The following is a 13958-nucleotide window of genomic DNA, read 5'->3' as shown; positions in this document are numbered from 1 at the left end:
TCAGTTAGTCAGCATACCATAGCGGTTGCCAGACTCTATTACGCGCCGCGGGCCAGCCGGGTGATATCGTCGAGCAGCGGTGCCACTGCCGCACCGGAAAGCTGCGCCTCTACCGGCAGATACCACCAGTTGTCGCGCGCAAACTTGCGGCACTTCACCGCATCTTTCTCCGTCATCAGCAGACATTGTCCGCTCAGCGTCAGGCCGGCAAGCTCCGGTTCGCTGTAAGCGTGATGATCGGCAAACGCGATTTCTGCTACCGTTTTAATGCCCTGCTGCTGCAGCGTGGTGAAAAAGCGCGGCGGATGGCCAATGCCGGCCATCGCCACAATATCTGGCAGCGCACTGAGCGCAGCGGTTTCGCCCGATAGCAGGTTAACCGCCCGACCCGGCTGCAGCGTCATGGCAATTTCCGGACTGATGGCATTGCCACCATTAACGATCACCGCATCCACCTGCTGCAGCCGGTGCGCACGCTCCCGCATAGGCCCGGCGGGTAACCACCAGCCGTTGCCAAAGCGGCGCACGCCATCCACCACCACAATTTCGCGATCGCGCTGCAGCGCATAGTGCTGCAGGCCATCATCCGTGATGATGATGTCCAGCGAATGCGCCGCCAGCAGCGCTTCGATAGCCTGACGGCGCCGGGGCGCCACGGCAACCGGTACGCCGGTGCGTTGTGCAATCAGCACGGGTTCATCCCCTGCCTCGGCCGTTGAGGTTTCCCCGGTCACCAGCAGCGGATAGTGTGCCGCTTTCCCCCCGTAGCCGCGTGACACTACGCCCGGACGCAGCCCGCGCGCCTGCAGCGCTTCTGTCAGCCAGATCACCACCGGCGTCTTACCGTTACCGCCTGCCGTCAGGTTACCGACCACCACCACCGGACAGGGTGCCCGCCAGCTCTGCTGCCAGCCACGCTGATAGCTCAGGCGAATCAGCCAGGTAATGGCACCATAAAGCAGGCTGAGCGGCCATAGCAGCAGCCACAGCGGTGAGCGCCCGCTCCAGATGCGCTCAATCATTGACCGAACTGTAACTTATGCAGCTGTGCATAAGCCCCTTTCTCCGCCAGCAGCAGTTCATGCGTACCGCGTTCAACAATACGACCATCCTCGACCACCACGATCTCATCTGCTTTTTCAATGGTAGAGAGGCGGTGTGCGATCACCAGCGAGGTCCGGTTTTTCTGCAGCTCATCCAGCGCCGACTGAATGGCGCGCTCTGACTCCGTATCCAGCGCAGATGTCGCCTCATCCAGAATCAGAATCGGGCAGTCGCGCAGCAGCGCGCGCGCAATCGCAATACGCTGGCGCTGGCCACCGGAGAGCAGTACGCCGTTTTCACCGATGATCGTATCCAGGCCTTTATCCATTTTGTTAATGAAATCCATAGCGTGCGCCATGGTAGCGGCCTGTTCAATCTGTGCCCGGCTATAGTCACCGTTACGCGCATAAGCAATGTTATTGGCGATGGTGTCGTTAAACAGATGCACATTCTGTGATACCAGCGCTACCTGATTACGTAATGAGCGCAGGGTGTATTCACGCAGATCGTGTCCATCCAGCCGAATTTCGCCGGAATCGATATCATAAAAGCGCGTCAGCAGGCTGGCCATGGTCGATTTACCCGAGCCGGAGCGGCCGACAAGCGCAACCGTTTTACCCGCCGGCAGCGTCAGGTTAATATCGCGCAGCGCCGGGATCTCACGCCCCGGATAGGTAAAGGTCACGTTGCGAAACTCAACGTCGCCTTTAGCCCGCTCAATCGTGCGCGTGCCGTTATCCACTTCCTGCTCGCTATCGAGGATAGAGAACAGCGTCTGGCAGGCTGCCATACCGCGCTGGAACTGGGCGTTAACGTTGGTCAGCGATTTCAGCGGGCGCATCAGGGCAATCATGGAAGAGAAGACCACGGTAATGGTACCGGCGGTCAGCGTTTCCATCACGCTGGGGAAGCTGGCGGCATAGAGTACAAACGCCAGCGCCAGTGAGGCGATAAGCTGGATCACCGGATCGGAGATGGATGAGGCAGAAACCAGTTTCATCCCCTGCTGACGCATTTTATTGCTGACCTGAGAGAAACGTTCCGCTTCCACTTCCTGACCGCCAAAAATCAGCACTTCTTTGTGCCCTTTCAGCATCTGTTCTGCGCTGGTGGTGACCTGTCCCATGGTGTTCTGCATGTTTCGGCTGATGTTGCGAAAGCGCTTTGAAACGGTACGGATTGCAAACGAGACCAGCGGTGCCAGCAGGATCAAAATCAGTGAGAGCTGCCAGCTGTAGTAGAACATCATAATAAACAGGCCGATAATCGAGGCGCCCTCGCGCACTACGGTTACCAGGGCACTGGATGAGGAGGAGGCCACCTGTTCTGAGTCATAGGTAATACGTGACAGTAGCGTGCCGGTAGACTGCTGATCAAAGAACGCCACCGGCATTCCCATCATGTGTCCGAACAGACGGCGACGCATGTTCATCACCACATTACCTGACACCCAGGAGATGCAGTAGCTGGAGATATAGCTGGTGACGCCACGTATCAGCATCAGGCCCATGACAGCCAGCGGCATCCACAGCAGAACAGATTTATCCGCTTTACCGAAACCATCATCCAGTAAAGGTTTCAACAGGGAGAGCATTAGGGTGTCGCCTGCCGCATTGAGCACCAGTGCCACGGCGGAGACGATAAGGCCAGCCTTGTGCGGCGCAATCATTGGCCAGAGCCGGCGGAATGTCTGCCAGGTTGAGAGATCTTTGTCTTGATGCATTATTTATTCACGCTGTTTGAAATAGCCGCTCATTCTACCTGGAATCATCTTTTACGCCAAACCACTGATGATACCAGCGCGGCTTTATTTGCTCGCGCAGTCCCTGCATCTGCCAGCGGCCCTGGCTGATGCGAATGCGAACCTGCCCCGAGCGTGCGGTATCTGCCCAGCGATAGCCCTGCTCGCGGTAACGCTTTACCACTGCGCGGGCGGGCATACGCCAGGCGTTATAGCGCGCCACAGAAGCCACCGCCGCTTCGCCTGCTATATGCCGGAGAAACAGGGGTGTAGAGGAGGTCCGGCTGCCGTGGTGCGGCACCTGAAGCAGTGTAGCCTGCAACTGACCCTTTTCCAGCGCGGCCAGCTTGCGTTCCCCCGCCTGTTCCAGATCGCCTGTCAGCAGTAAACTGACCTGGCCATCATCCACCCGCACCACGCACGAATCATTATTGTGCCCCGCGACCGGCAGTGCTGGCGGCCACAGAGCGGTAAAGCGCAGCTGCCCCCACTGCCACTGCTGGCCACGCACGCAAGGCAGATGTCCGGGTTCCCCCAGCGCGCTACGGATCGTCAGCGCCGGGCGGGCACGTAGCAGCGCGTTCAGCCCGCCACGGTGATCGAGATGCCGGTGGCTCAGTATGACACCCTGTAGCGTGCGCCCGGTGTAGTTCAGCCAGGGCAAAATAGTGCGCTCGCCGGCATCGCCCTGCTGCCACGCCGGCCCGGTGTCATACAGTACCACCTCCCTTCCCTGCGTGATCGCAACCGCCAGACCATGACCAATATCGAGAAAATCGATTTGCCAGTCGCTCTGCTGCGCGTCAGTGCGTCCCAGCAGCAGTGCCAGCAGCAGGCTGGCGAAGCGGGCCGATGTACGGGCAATCAGCCCGCTGCGCCACAACAGCAATCCACCCCAGATCACTATGAGAGCGGGCAACGTCTGATGCAGGCTCAGCCAGCCAGCGGGCAGCCACTGGAGCGCCTGCACCAGATAGTCCACTGAACGATCGGCTAACCACCACAGCGGCTGTGCCGCCTTTTGCAATGGCACAAGCAGCGCCAGCAGCAGCAGCGGCACCGTAATAAAGGAGATAACCGGCACCGCCAGCAGGTTGGCCAGCAGCGCGGTCAGGCTGATGCCCTGAAACAGAAAGATCTGCAGTGGCGCCATCAGAATCATCATGCCAAGCTGCAGATGCAGTAGCTGCAGCGGCAGCCAGCGACGCCGTGTGCGGTAAGGATATGGCAGGGCGAACCAGCTGAACCAGATAATCAGCATCGCTACCGCCAGGGCCGAGAGCCAGAAACTCTCCGACAGGACCGCCAGCGGATCAAACAGCAGCAGTGCGCCCACGCACAGCAGCCAGATTTGCCAGGCGCTGAGCTGCCAGCCCGCTGCGCGTATAGCGCTCCAGAGCGTCAGCGCAAGCATAGCCCGCTGCGCGGGCGCATGGCTGCCGGCGATCCAGCAGTAGAGAGCAGCGGTCAGCCAGCTGACGATCAGCGGGAACCGCCAGCTGATATAGCGGGCAGGTAACGCAAACTGTATCGCCCGCGCCAGCAGCCAGCCACCAGTGGCCGCCAGCGCAATATGCATTCCGGAAATGGCCATCAGGTGCGCGGTGCCGGTATCGCGCAGAAGCTGTCGCAGCGGCGCCTGCATCTGCGAGCGATCGCCAAACGCCAGCGCCTGCAGAATTGCCGGCTGCTTTAGCTCCGCGAGGGCGGCCTGATAGCGAGCCACCAGGGTTGCCCGCAGGCTGCAGCGTTCTGAAATCTGCTGCTGATGCATGATACGCCCCTGCAGCGGCAAATGATTTGCAACCCGCACGCGCTGCAGATCGTATCCGCCCTCATTCAGGCGACCATGTACTGCCCGCAGCCGCAGCCGCATGTGCCAGCGCTGCCCTGCGCACCAGTTTTCTGTGTCACTCACATTACTGATTTGTACAAACAGCGGCGGAAACTGCAGCCGTCCGTCAACGCGGATAAGCCTGACCAGCAGCAGGTTTTGCCGGGTGTCGATTGCGCTGACGCTGACCGTGGCGTCCACCGGCCGTCGGGTGAGCAGCTCCATCGCATTCAGCAGGCTGCGCGCTTCACCCTGTGCCCAGCACGCTACCAGCAGCGTTATCCCTGCCAGCACGGCAGCTTTATGCGACCGATGCAGTAAAAAAATAGCGATGAGAGTCAGCACGGCCAGCGTGATGCCGGATGGGATCTGCGGCAGCAGCAGCAGAGGCAGGGTGGCAAGAATGGCGATACCTGCGCCGGTGGTCCATGTAATGTGCATATTTCTCTCCGTCAGACAGCGCCATTGTGCGGCAGTCAGTGAGAGAAAAAAGCTTACGTCAAATGAAGTTGCGTCAGCGCGTCAAAACTTTTCCAGGTGCAGCGATATGCATTACAGCGCGGCGGGATCGCGCTCGCAAATCACAGAGCGGCAGCAAAAAAAAACGACACCCGGAGGTGTCGCTTTATGGTTCGGTAACGGCTTAGCCGTAGATATTTGCACGGTCACGCAGTTCTTTGCCTGGTTTGAAGTGGGGAACGTATTTACCTTCCAATTCCACTTTGTCACCCGTTTTCGGGTTACGACCAGTGCGCGGTGCGCGGTAGTGCAAAGAAAAGCTGCCGAATCCCCGGATTTCGATGCGCTCACCCTGTGCCAGCGTCGTGGCCATGTGCTCGAGCATCTCTTTGACCGCATCCTCAACGACTTTCGCCGGAATATGAGTATGCTGGCCAGCAAGTCTTTCAATCAGTTCTGACTTGGTCATGAATCCTCCGGTTAATCCCTGTTTGGAAAGGTATGACAGCTTTTACCGAAACCGGACGATATAACTATCGTCCGGTGCTTCGGGTCGATTACTCGCCTTTAGCCGCTTTGAACGCTTCAGCCATTGCGTTAGAGAAGTTGCTCTCATCCTGTTTGGTGTTAACAGTGTTGATAGCTTCTTTCTCGTCAGCCTGGTCTTTTGCACGTACAGACAGGCTCACAACGCGGTTCTTACGGTCAACGCCGGTGAATTTAGCTTCAACGTCGTCGCCTACGCTCAGAACCTGAGTCGCGTCTTCGATGCGATCCAGTGAAGCTTCAGAAGCGCGCAGGTAACCCTCTACGCCATCAGCTAATTCTACTGTAGCACCTTTCGCGTCAACTGCAGTGACTTTACCAGTCACGATAGCGCCTTTCTTGTTCAGGGTGATGTAGTTGTTGAATGGATCTTCAGCCAACTGCTTCACGCCCAGAGAGATGCGCTCGCGCTCTGCATCAACCTGCAGTACAACGGCAGCGATTTCGTCGCCTTTCTTGTACTCGCGAACGGCTTCTTCGCCGGTTGCGTTCCAGGAGATATCAGACAGGTGAACCAGACCGTCGATGCCACCGTCCAGGCCGATGAAGATACCGAAGTCAGTGATTGACTTGATTTTACCTTCAACGCGATCGCCTTTGTTGTGGGTCTCTGCGAACTGCTGCCATGGGTTAGATTTGCACTGCTTCAGACCCAGGGAGATACGACGACGCTCTTCGTCGATGTCCAGAACCATAACTTCAACAACATCGCCCACGTTAACAACTTTAGATGGGTGAATGTTCTTGTTGGTCCAGTCCATTTCAGAAACGTGTACCAGACCTTCAACGCCCTCTTCGATTTCTACGAAGCAGCCGTAATCAGTCAGGTTGGTTACACGACCGGTCAGGCGGGTGCCTTCCGGATAGCGCTTAGCGATAGCAACCCATGGATCTTCGCCCAGCTGTTTCAGGCCCAGAGATACGCGGGTACGCTCGCGGTCGAACTTCAGCACTTTAACAGTGATTTCGTCGCCCACGTTGACAATTTCGCTTGGATGCTTAACGCGTTTCCATGCCATGTCGGTGATGTGCAGCAGGCCGTCAACGCCGCCCAGGTCAACGAATGCGCCGTAGTCAGTGAGGTTCTTAACGATACCTTTGACTTCCATGCCTTCCTGCAGGTTTTCCAGCAGCTGATCGCGCTCAGCGCTGTTTTCAGATTCGATAACGGCACGACGTGAAACCACGACGTTGTTACGTTTCTGATCAAGCTTGATTACTTTGAATTCAAGCTCTTTGCCTTCCAGATGCAGAGTATCGCGAACCGGACGCACGTCAACCAGTGAACCTGGCAGGAACGCACGAATACCGTTCAGCTCAACTGTGAAGCCACCTTTAACTTTGCCGTTGATAACACCGGTAACAGTTTCAGCGTCTTCGTAAGCTTTTTCCAGCGTGATCCAAGCTTCATGACGTTTAGCTTTCTCACGGGACAGCAGGGTTTCACCGAAGCCGTCTTCTACTGCGTCCAGAGCAACGTCAACTTCGTCGCCCACCTGGATTTCCAGTTCGCCAGCTGCGTTCTTGAACTGCTCTGCAGGAATTGCAGATTCAGATTTCAGACCCGCATCAACCAGCACGACGTCTTTGTCGATAGAGACAACAACGCCACGAACAATGGAACCCGGACGGGTTTCGATTTCTTTCAGGGACTCTTCAAAGAGTTGAGCAAAAGATTCAGTCATATTGATAATCTTAGGATTCTTCAATTTAACGTCCACCTGACGTCACTGTCGGATGGGGTTGTTTCACATGCCCTGCACCGGTTCCGTGGTACAGGGTTACAGCAATTCTGTCACCGAAAGATTATACACCCAGTTTCTGCCGGGCGTAATCAAGCGCCTGCTTAATCACCTGCTCAATCGACATGCTGGTTGAATCCAGCACCAGAGCATCAGCGGCAGGCACTAAAGGGGCGATAGCGCGATTACGATCGCGGTCATCGCGTTCCTTTATCTCGGATAAAAGGCGCTCAAAGTTAACATCAATGCCGCTTTTCTGCAACTGCAGCATACGTCGCTGAGCACGTTCTTCCGGGCTGGCATCAAGGAAAATCTTCACTGGCGCATCGGGGAAAACCACCGTGCCCATATCACGCCCGTCGGCAATCAGGCCAGGTTCTTCACGGAAAGCGCGCTGGCGACGCAGCAGCGCTTCGCGCACGCGCGGAAAGGCTGCAACGCGTGAGGCGGTGTTGCTCACCTCCTGCGTGCGGATTGCGCTGGTCACATCCTCACCTTCCAGCACCACCTGCATCTCGCCGTCAGCCGAAAGAAAACGCACGTCAAGATGGGCGGCCATCGGCACCAGCGCCTCTTCGGATTCAATATCTACCTGGTGATGCAGCGCGGCAAGCGCCAGCACGCGGTAGATCGCGCCAGAATCGAGCAGGTGCCACTGCAATGACTCCGCCATCGCTTTGCATAATGTCCCTTTGCCTGCGCCGCTTGGGCCATCGATAGTAATTACCGGGGCGATTACCGTCATTGTTCTCTCCTGTTACAGCCTGCTTATTAACAGTCTCGTAGACTATCTGAATTGCGCAGTAGTATACGCTGCCTGCGGCCGGTTAGTTACCCCCGCACACCGACAGCGGTGACAGTTTGCGCTTTTTCAGATGAATTTCTGTGCGGAAAGACCAGCGGAGTACAAAGCGATCCGGCGCCAGCGCGCCGGATCGGGCTATCAGGAGGCGTGGCTGACTTTTGCCAGCTGCTGAAAATAGTCCGGAAACGTTTTGGCCGTGCAGCCTGGATCGAGGATCGTCACCGGCGTATCGGACAGCGCGACCAGCGAAAAGCACATCGCCATGCGGTGATCGTTATAGGTGCCGATATCCGCATGCCGGAGCTGCGCAGGCGGCGTAATCCGGATAAAATCGTGGCCCTCTTCGACTTCTGCCCCCACTTTACGCAGCTCAGTAGCCATCGCCGCCAGCCGATCGGTTTCTTTCACGCGCCAGTTGTAAATATTACGCATCAGCGTTGTGCCCTGCGCAAACAGCGCCGTCGTCGCGATAGTCATCGCGGCATCCGGGATATGGTTCATATCCATGTCGATGGCGTTCAGTTCACCACGCGTACAGGCGATGTAGTCATCCCCCCACTCGATAACCGCACCCATGCTTTCCAGCACGTCAGCAAAGCGGATATCGCCCTGTACGCTGTTGCGGCCAATGCCGGTAACCCGAACGGTGCCGCCGCGAATGGCTGCGGCGGCGAGAAAATAGGAGGCTGAAGAGGCGTCACCTTCCACCAGATAATCGCCCGGTGACTGGTACTGCTGCTGGCCTTTGACAATAAAGCGCTGATAATTCTGGTTTTCAACCTCTACGCCAAAGCAGCGCATCAGATGCAGCGTGATATCGATGTACGGTTTAGAGACCAGCTCGCCTTTGATCGTGATACAGGTATCCTGCTGCGCCAGCGGTGCCGTCATCAGCAGCGCAGTCAGGAACTGGCTGGAGACGCTGCCGTCTACGCTAACGTCACCGCCACTGAATCCGCCATTCAGGCGCAGCGGTGGGTAATCACTCTGTTCCAGATAATCAATTCTGGCACCGCCCTGACGTAGCGCATCGACCAGGTGACCGATAGGACGCTCTTTCATGCGCGGCTCACCGGTTAACACCACGTCGTGATCGCCCAGGCAGAGTGCAGCAGCCAGTGGACGCATCGCGGTACCCGCGTTGCCGAGAAACAGCTCCAGCGGCTGTTGCGCATGAAGGGCACCACCGTTGCCTGTGACTTCGCATACGGTGCGGTCAGGAGAAAGCGTGTAGCTGACGCCCAGCGCCTGCAGCGCAGTGAGCATATGCTTTACATCGTCGCTGTCCAGCAGGTTAGTCAGGCGCGTTGTGCCGTTAGCCAGCGCGGCCAGCAGCAGGGCGCGGTTTGAAACGCTTTTTGAACCTGGCAGGTTGACCGTGCCGTCGATGCGGGCAATCGGTTGAAGAGTGAGGGAGTCCTGCATGTGAAACGAAATCTCCAAAAATACGAAACCCCGTCTGGTGACGGGGCCTGATACCAGACAAGCTGGCGTGAAACACAAATCAGCCGTGGCGACGCTCGAACTCTGTCATAAATTCAGTCAGCGCCTTAACGCCTTCCAGCGGCATGGCATTGTAGATAGACGCACGCATACCGCCTACGACACGATGGCCCTTCAGCGCATGCAGGCCTGCTTTCAGCGACTCTTCCAGGAACAGTGCATCAAGTGAGGCATCCGCCAGCTGGAACGGCACATTCATACGCGAGCGGTTTGTGCTGGCAACCTCATTACGATAAAAACTGCTGTTATCAATGGTGCCATAGAGCAGTTCAGCCTTTGCCTGATTCAGCTTATCCATCTCACCAATACCGCCCTGCTCCTTCAGCCATTTAAAGACCAGACCAGAGAGATACCAGGCGAAGGTGGGCGGCGTGTTAAACATGGAGTCGTTTTCTGCCAGCACGCTGTAATCAAGAATGGAAGGAACATGGCGCTGTGCTTTGCCCAGCAGATCCTCACGTACCACCACCAGCGTCAGTCCCGCCGGACCAATATTTTTCTGCGCACCGGCATAAATAACGCCATAGCGGCTGACGTCGATCGGCCGGGAAAGAATGGTAGAAGAGAGATCGGCAACCACAATTTTGTCGCCAAAATCGGGCTCTTCATCAATCGCCAGACCGTCAATGGTTTCGTTAGGGCAGAAATGCACGTAAGCAGCACTGTCGCTCAGCTGCCAGTCGCGCATCGGCAGCAGCGCGCGCTTACCATCCAGCGTGGTTTTGATGTCGATCGCGTTTGGCGTGCAATACTTTTCTGCTTCTTTGATTGCACTGTGTGCCCAGTAGCCGCCATCGATATAATCAGCAGTGGTCGCGTCACCCAGCAGGTTACCCGGGACAGCCGCAAACTGCGCGCGGGCGCCACCGTGACAGAATAAAACTTTGTAATTGGCCGGGATTTTAAGCAGATCGCGAAAATCCTGTTCCGCCGCTTCCGCCACGGCCATAAACTCTTTACTGCGGTGGCTAATCTCCATCACTGACGTGCCTAAACCATGCCAGTTGGTCAGCTCCTGCTCTGCGCGACGAAGTACTTCCACCGGCAGCATTGCCGGGCCGGAGCTAAAATTGTAAACCTGCGTCATGTCCCCTCACCACTCTCAGCTTGAACGGTTATGAATCTCTCCCCGGTTTTATCATTGCCTCCGGACGGCTGCAATCATTTATCCGGCCGCGATCACATTTCTGGCGCCCGCTCCGCCGCAGCTTATATTACAAATGTAACGCACTGCGGGATATTGTGAGGCTTGCTGCACCACGCCTGCGCGGCAGCGGCCCGCTGCTGTCCGTACCGGCGTCATGCAGAGAGAAAATGCCGGCGATGATAGCGCCATTGCGGTAAAACCCGTATTATTGCGCGCTTTACGCCCACCTTATCGACTTGAGAGAGCGCCACTATGACGCAAACGTTTATTCCAGGAAAAGATGCTGCGCTGGAAGACTCCATCGCCCGTTTCCAGCAGAAGCTGCAGGATCTGGGTTTTAATATTGAAGAGGCTTCATGGCTGAATCCGGTTCCGCACGTCTGGTCCGTACATATTCGCGATCGCGATTGCCCGCTCTGCTTTACCAATGGCAAGGGCGCGAGTAAAAAAGCGGCGCTGGCCTCCGCGCTGGGTGAATATTTTGAGCGTCTCTCAACCAACTACTTTTTCGCCGACTTCTGGCTGGGTAAATCCATCGCGAACGGCGATTTTGTTCATTACCCTAATGAGAAGTGGTTTCCCCTGCCGGCTGACGAAAGCCTGCCTGAAGGCATTCTTGATGCACGCCTGCGTAAATTCTACGATCCGGACGACAGCCTGAGCGCCGCTGATTTAATCGATCTGCAGTCCGGTAATGCAGAGCGCGGCATTTGCGGCCTGCCGTTTACGCGCCAGTCCGATCAGCAGACTGTTTATATCCCGATGAATATTATCGGCAACCTCTACGTTTCTAACGGTATGTCCGCAGGCAATACCGCTAATGAAGCGCGCGTACAGGGGCTGTCTGAGGTTTTTGAGCGGCATATTAAAAACCGTATTATCGCTGAATCTATCAGCCTGCCGGAAATTCCGGCTGAGGTGATGCAGCGTTATCCTGATGTCATTGAAGCTATCGGACGACTGGAAGCGGAAGGCTTTCCTATCTTCGCTTATGACGCCTCTCTGGGTGGCAACTATCCGGTTATCTGCGTGGTGCTGTTCAATCCGGCCAATGGCACCTGCTTCGCCTCATTTGGTGCCCATCCTGACTTTGGTGTGGCGCTGGAGCGTACCGTTACCGAACTTCTGCAGGGACGCGGTCTCAAGGATCTCGATGTTTTCACGCCACCAACTTTTGACGATGAAGAAGTGGCTGAACATGCCAACCTCGAGACGCACTTTATCGATTCCAGCGGCCTGATCTCCTGGGATATGTTTAAAGATGAAGCAGACTACCCGTTTGTGGACTGGAGCTTTGCCGGCACCACCCAGGAGGAGTTCGCTACGCTGATGGCGATCTTCGCTGCGGAAGATAAAGAAGTCTATATCGCAGATTACGAACATCTGGGCGTGTATGCCTGCCGCATTATCGTACCGGGCATGTCTGATATCTATCCGGCTGAAGATCTGCTGCTGGCGAATAACAACATGGGCGCTTCACTGCGCGAAACCCTGCTGGCACTGCCGGCCAGTGAGTGGCAGCCTGAGGAGTATCTGGCACTCATTGAACAGCTGGATGAAGAGGGTCATGACGACTTTACCCGCGTGCGTGAGCTGCTGGGCCTTGCCACCGGTAAAGATAATGGCTGGTACACGCTGCGTATTGGCGAGCTGAAAGCGATGCTGGCGCTGGCGGGAGGCGATCTCGATCAGGCGCTGATCTGGACGGAGTGGACCATGGAGTTCAACCAGTCTATTTTCAGCGCGGAGCGCGCTAATTACTACCGCTGTCTGCAGACGCTGCTGCTGCTGGCCATGGAAGATGAGCGTGAACCGGTGCAGTATCATCGTGCGTTTGTCCGGATGTATGGTCAGGCGGCGGTTGATGCCGCGTCCGCTGCGCTGAGCGGTGAAGCGCCGTTTTATGGTCTGCAGGCCATTGATGAAGATCTTCATGCGCTGCCTGCCCATCAGGCGCTGCTGGCCGCCTATGAAAAACTGCAGGCGGCAAAACGTCGCTACTGGTCTGCTGCATAACCGCTGCGCCAGCGTGGTCTGCTGACTCATCTGAAACCGGTTTGGCCAGGCGGTCATACCGGTTTTTTTAACCGTATGAAACCCTGGTTAAAATAATAATGTAAAGTTTAAAATTATTTTTTTGCAAAATATTCATTGGCTTACATGATTTCATCGCTGCATTCCCTCTCCTCTTCCGCTCAAAGATGATCCATATCAATTCCGCTGCTCACCCGCTTTGTTAGCATCTCCTCAGACCTGTTACGGAGAGCGTAAGCGTGAAAGCTGACAACCCCTTTAATGCTTTACTGCCTGCGGCAATGGCTAAAGTTGCTGAAGAAGCGGGTGTCTATAAAGCGACCAAACATCCCCTGACAACCTTTTTCCTTGCCATTACCGCCGGCGTCTTTATCTCAATCGCATTTGTGTTCTATATCACTGCAACCACCGGCAGCGCGCCGCTGCCCTGGGGCATAGCCAGGCTAATCGGCGGCATCTGCTTTTCACTGGGTCTGATGCTGGTAGTGGTATGCGGTGCCGATCTTTTTACCTCAACGGTGCTCATCGTCGTGGCTAAAGCCAGCGGGCGTATCAGCTGGCTACAGCTGGCCCGTCACTGGCTGAATGTCTACATCGGTAATCTGTGCGGCGCGCTCTTTTTCGTCATGCTGATCTGGCTGGCGGGTGAGCATATGGTTGCCGGAGGTGCCTGGGGTCTTAATCTGCTGCAAACCGCCGATCACAAGATGCATCACAGTTTTATACAGGCCGTTGCACTGGGTACGCTGGCCAATCTGCTGGTCTGCCTGGCCGTCTGGATGAGCTATTCCGGCCGCAGCCTGACTGACAAGATGATTGCCATGATTCTGCCGGTGGCGATGTTTGTCGGCAGCGGCTTCGAGCACAGCATCGCCAACATGTTTCTGATCCCGATGGCCATCCTGATCCGCGATTTTGCCGCACCGGAATTCTGGCAGCTCACCGGCGCCACTGCCGCTCAGTTTCCGGCACTCAATCTCAGCGACTTCGTTTTCAACAATCTGATCCCGGTTACGCTCGGCAATATTATTGGCGGTGGTGTGCTGGTTGGATTGACCTACTGGGTTATTTATCTGCGCGGCTCCGCGCCGGCAGCGTGATTG

General features: G+C 56.4%; 10 protein-coding genes. 2 read left to right on the top strand and 8 right to left on the bottom strand.

Features of this window, described 5'->3' with window-relative positions:
• Nucleotides 1-38: 38 nt before the first annotated feature.
• From lpxK to serC, 8 genes are all read right to left on the bottom strand, one after another.
• Nucleotides 39-1022, bottom strand: a complete 984-nt coding sequence (gene lpxK / locus AC2CF9_RS00270; RefSeq protein ID WP_484555995.1) for a tetraacyldisaccharide 4'-kinase — start codon at nucleotides 1020-1022, stop codon at nucleotides 39-41.
• A complete protein-coding gene (gene msbA / locus AC2CF9_RS00265; RefSeq protein ID WP_150017251.1) occupies nucleotides 1019-2767 on the bottom strand; it encodes a lipid A ABC transporter ATP-binding protein/permease MsbA in 1749 nt (582 codons plus the stop codon). Before msbA ends, lpxK begins: the two co-directional genes overlap by 4 nt.
• Before the next feature lie 34 nt (nucleotides 2768-2801).
• The gene (locus AC2CF9_RS00260; protein ID WP_484555994.1) at nucleotides 2802-5060 is read right to left on the bottom strand and encodes a DNA internalization-related competence protein ComEC/Rec2; all 2259 of its coding nucleotides are present in this window, start codon (nucleotides 5058-5060) and stop codon (nucleotides 2802-2804) included.
• A gap of 202 nt (nucleotides 5061-5262) precedes the next feature.
• Entirely contained in the window at nucleotides 5263-5547 is a 285-nt protein-coding gene (gene ihfB, locus AC2CF9_RS00255) for an integration host factor subunit beta (RefSeq protein WP_010618275.1), read from the bottom strand.
• An 88-nt stretch (nucleotides 5548-5635) separates the two neighbouring features.
• On the bottom strand, nucleotides 5636-7309 hold the full coding sequence (gene rpsA / locus AC2CF9_RS00250; protein WP_052246478.1) for a 30S ribosomal protein S1: 1674 nt from the start codon (nucleotides 7307-7309) through the stop codon (nucleotides 5636-5638).
• Between the two features lie 121 nt (nucleotides 7310-7430).
• Complete coding sequence (cmk, locus tag AC2CF9_RS00245; protein ID WP_484555993.1) at nucleotides 7431-8111, bottom strand: (d)CMP kinase; 681 nt, start codon at nucleotides 8109-8111, stop codon at nucleotides 7431-7433.
• Nucleotides 8112-8309: 198 nt separating this feature from the next.
• On the bottom strand, nucleotides 8310-9596 hold the full coding sequence (aroA, locus tag AC2CF9_RS00240) for a 3-phosphoshikimate 1-carboxyvinyltransferase (RefSeq protein WP_094111481.1): 1287 nt from the start codon (nucleotides 9594-9596) through the stop codon (nucleotides 8310-8312).
• A gap of 79 nt (nucleotides 9597-9675) precedes the next feature.
• The gene (gene serC, locus AC2CF9_RS00235) at nucleotides 9676-10761 is read right to left on the bottom strand and encodes a 3-phosphoserine/phosphohydroxythreonine transaminase (RefSeq protein WP_150017247.1); all 1086 of its coding nucleotides are present in this window, start codon (nucleotides 10759-10761) and stop codon (nucleotides 9676-9678) included.
• Nucleotides 10762-11073: 312 nt separating this feature from the next.
• Here serC and ycaO point away from each other — a divergent pair, with 312 nt between their 5' ends.
• Together ycaO and focA are read left to right on the top strand one after the other, a co-directional pair.
• Nucleotides 11074-12837, top strand: coding sequence for a 30S ribosomal protein S12 methylthiotransferase accessory factor YcaO (ycaO, locus tag AC2CF9_RS00230; RefSeq protein ID WP_484555992.1), 1764 nt, complete (start codon nucleotides 11074-11076; stop codon nucleotides 12835-12837).
• 257 nt (nucleotides 12838-13094) lie between these two features.
• Nucleotides 13095-13955 (top strand): formate transporter FocA, encoded by an 861-nt coding sequence (focA, locus tag AC2CF9_RS00225; RefSeq protein WP_039383550.1) that lies wholly within the window; start codon nucleotides 13095-13097, stop codon nucleotides 13953-13955.
• Nucleotides 13956-13958: the final 3 nt, after the last annotated feature.

The organism is Pantoea sp. SYBGC1 (genome assembly GCF_057197005.1).
This window is presented reverse-complemented; position numbering and strand designations above follow the sequence as displayed.

What these genes read in the sequence shown, in the direction of transcription:
- ycaO (WP_484555992.1), top strand. Translation starts at nt 11,074, where the DNA reads ATGACGCAAACGTTTATTCCAGGAAAAGATGCTGCGCTGGAAGACTCC.
- aroA (WP_094111481.1), bottom strand. Translation starts at nt 9,596, where the DNA reads ATGCAGGACTCCCTCACTCTTCAACCGATTGCCCGCATCGACGGCACG.
- msbA (WP_150017251.1), bottom strand. Translation starts at nt 2,767, where the DNA reads ATGCATCAAGACAAAGATCTCTCAACCTGGCAGACATTCCGCCGGCTC.
- cmk (WP_484555993.1), bottom strand. Translation starts at nt 8,111, where the DNA reads ATGACGGTAATCGCCCCGGTAATTACTATCGATGGCCCAAGCGGCGCA.
- ihfB (WP_010618275.1), bottom strand. Translation starts at nt 5,547, where the DNA reads ATGACCAAGTCAGAACTGATTGAAAGACTTGCTGGCCAGCATACTCAT.
- lpxK (WP_484555995.1), bottom strand. Translation starts at nt 1,022, where the DNA reads ATGATTGAGCGCATCTGGAGCGGGCGCTCACCGCTGTGGCTGCTGCTA.
- rpsA (WP_052246478.1), bottom strand. Translation starts at nt 7,309, where the DNA reads ATGACTGAATCTTTTGCTCAACTCTTTGAAGAGTCCCTGAAAGAAATC.
- serC (WP_150017247.1), bottom strand. Translation starts at nt 10,761, where the DNA reads ATGACGCAGGTTTACAATTTTAGCTCCGGCCCGGCAATGCTGCCGGTG.
- AC2CF9_RS00260 (WP_484555994.1), bottom strand. Translation starts at nt 5,060, where the DNA reads ATGCACATTACATGGACCACCGGCGCAGGTATCGCCATTCTTGCCACC.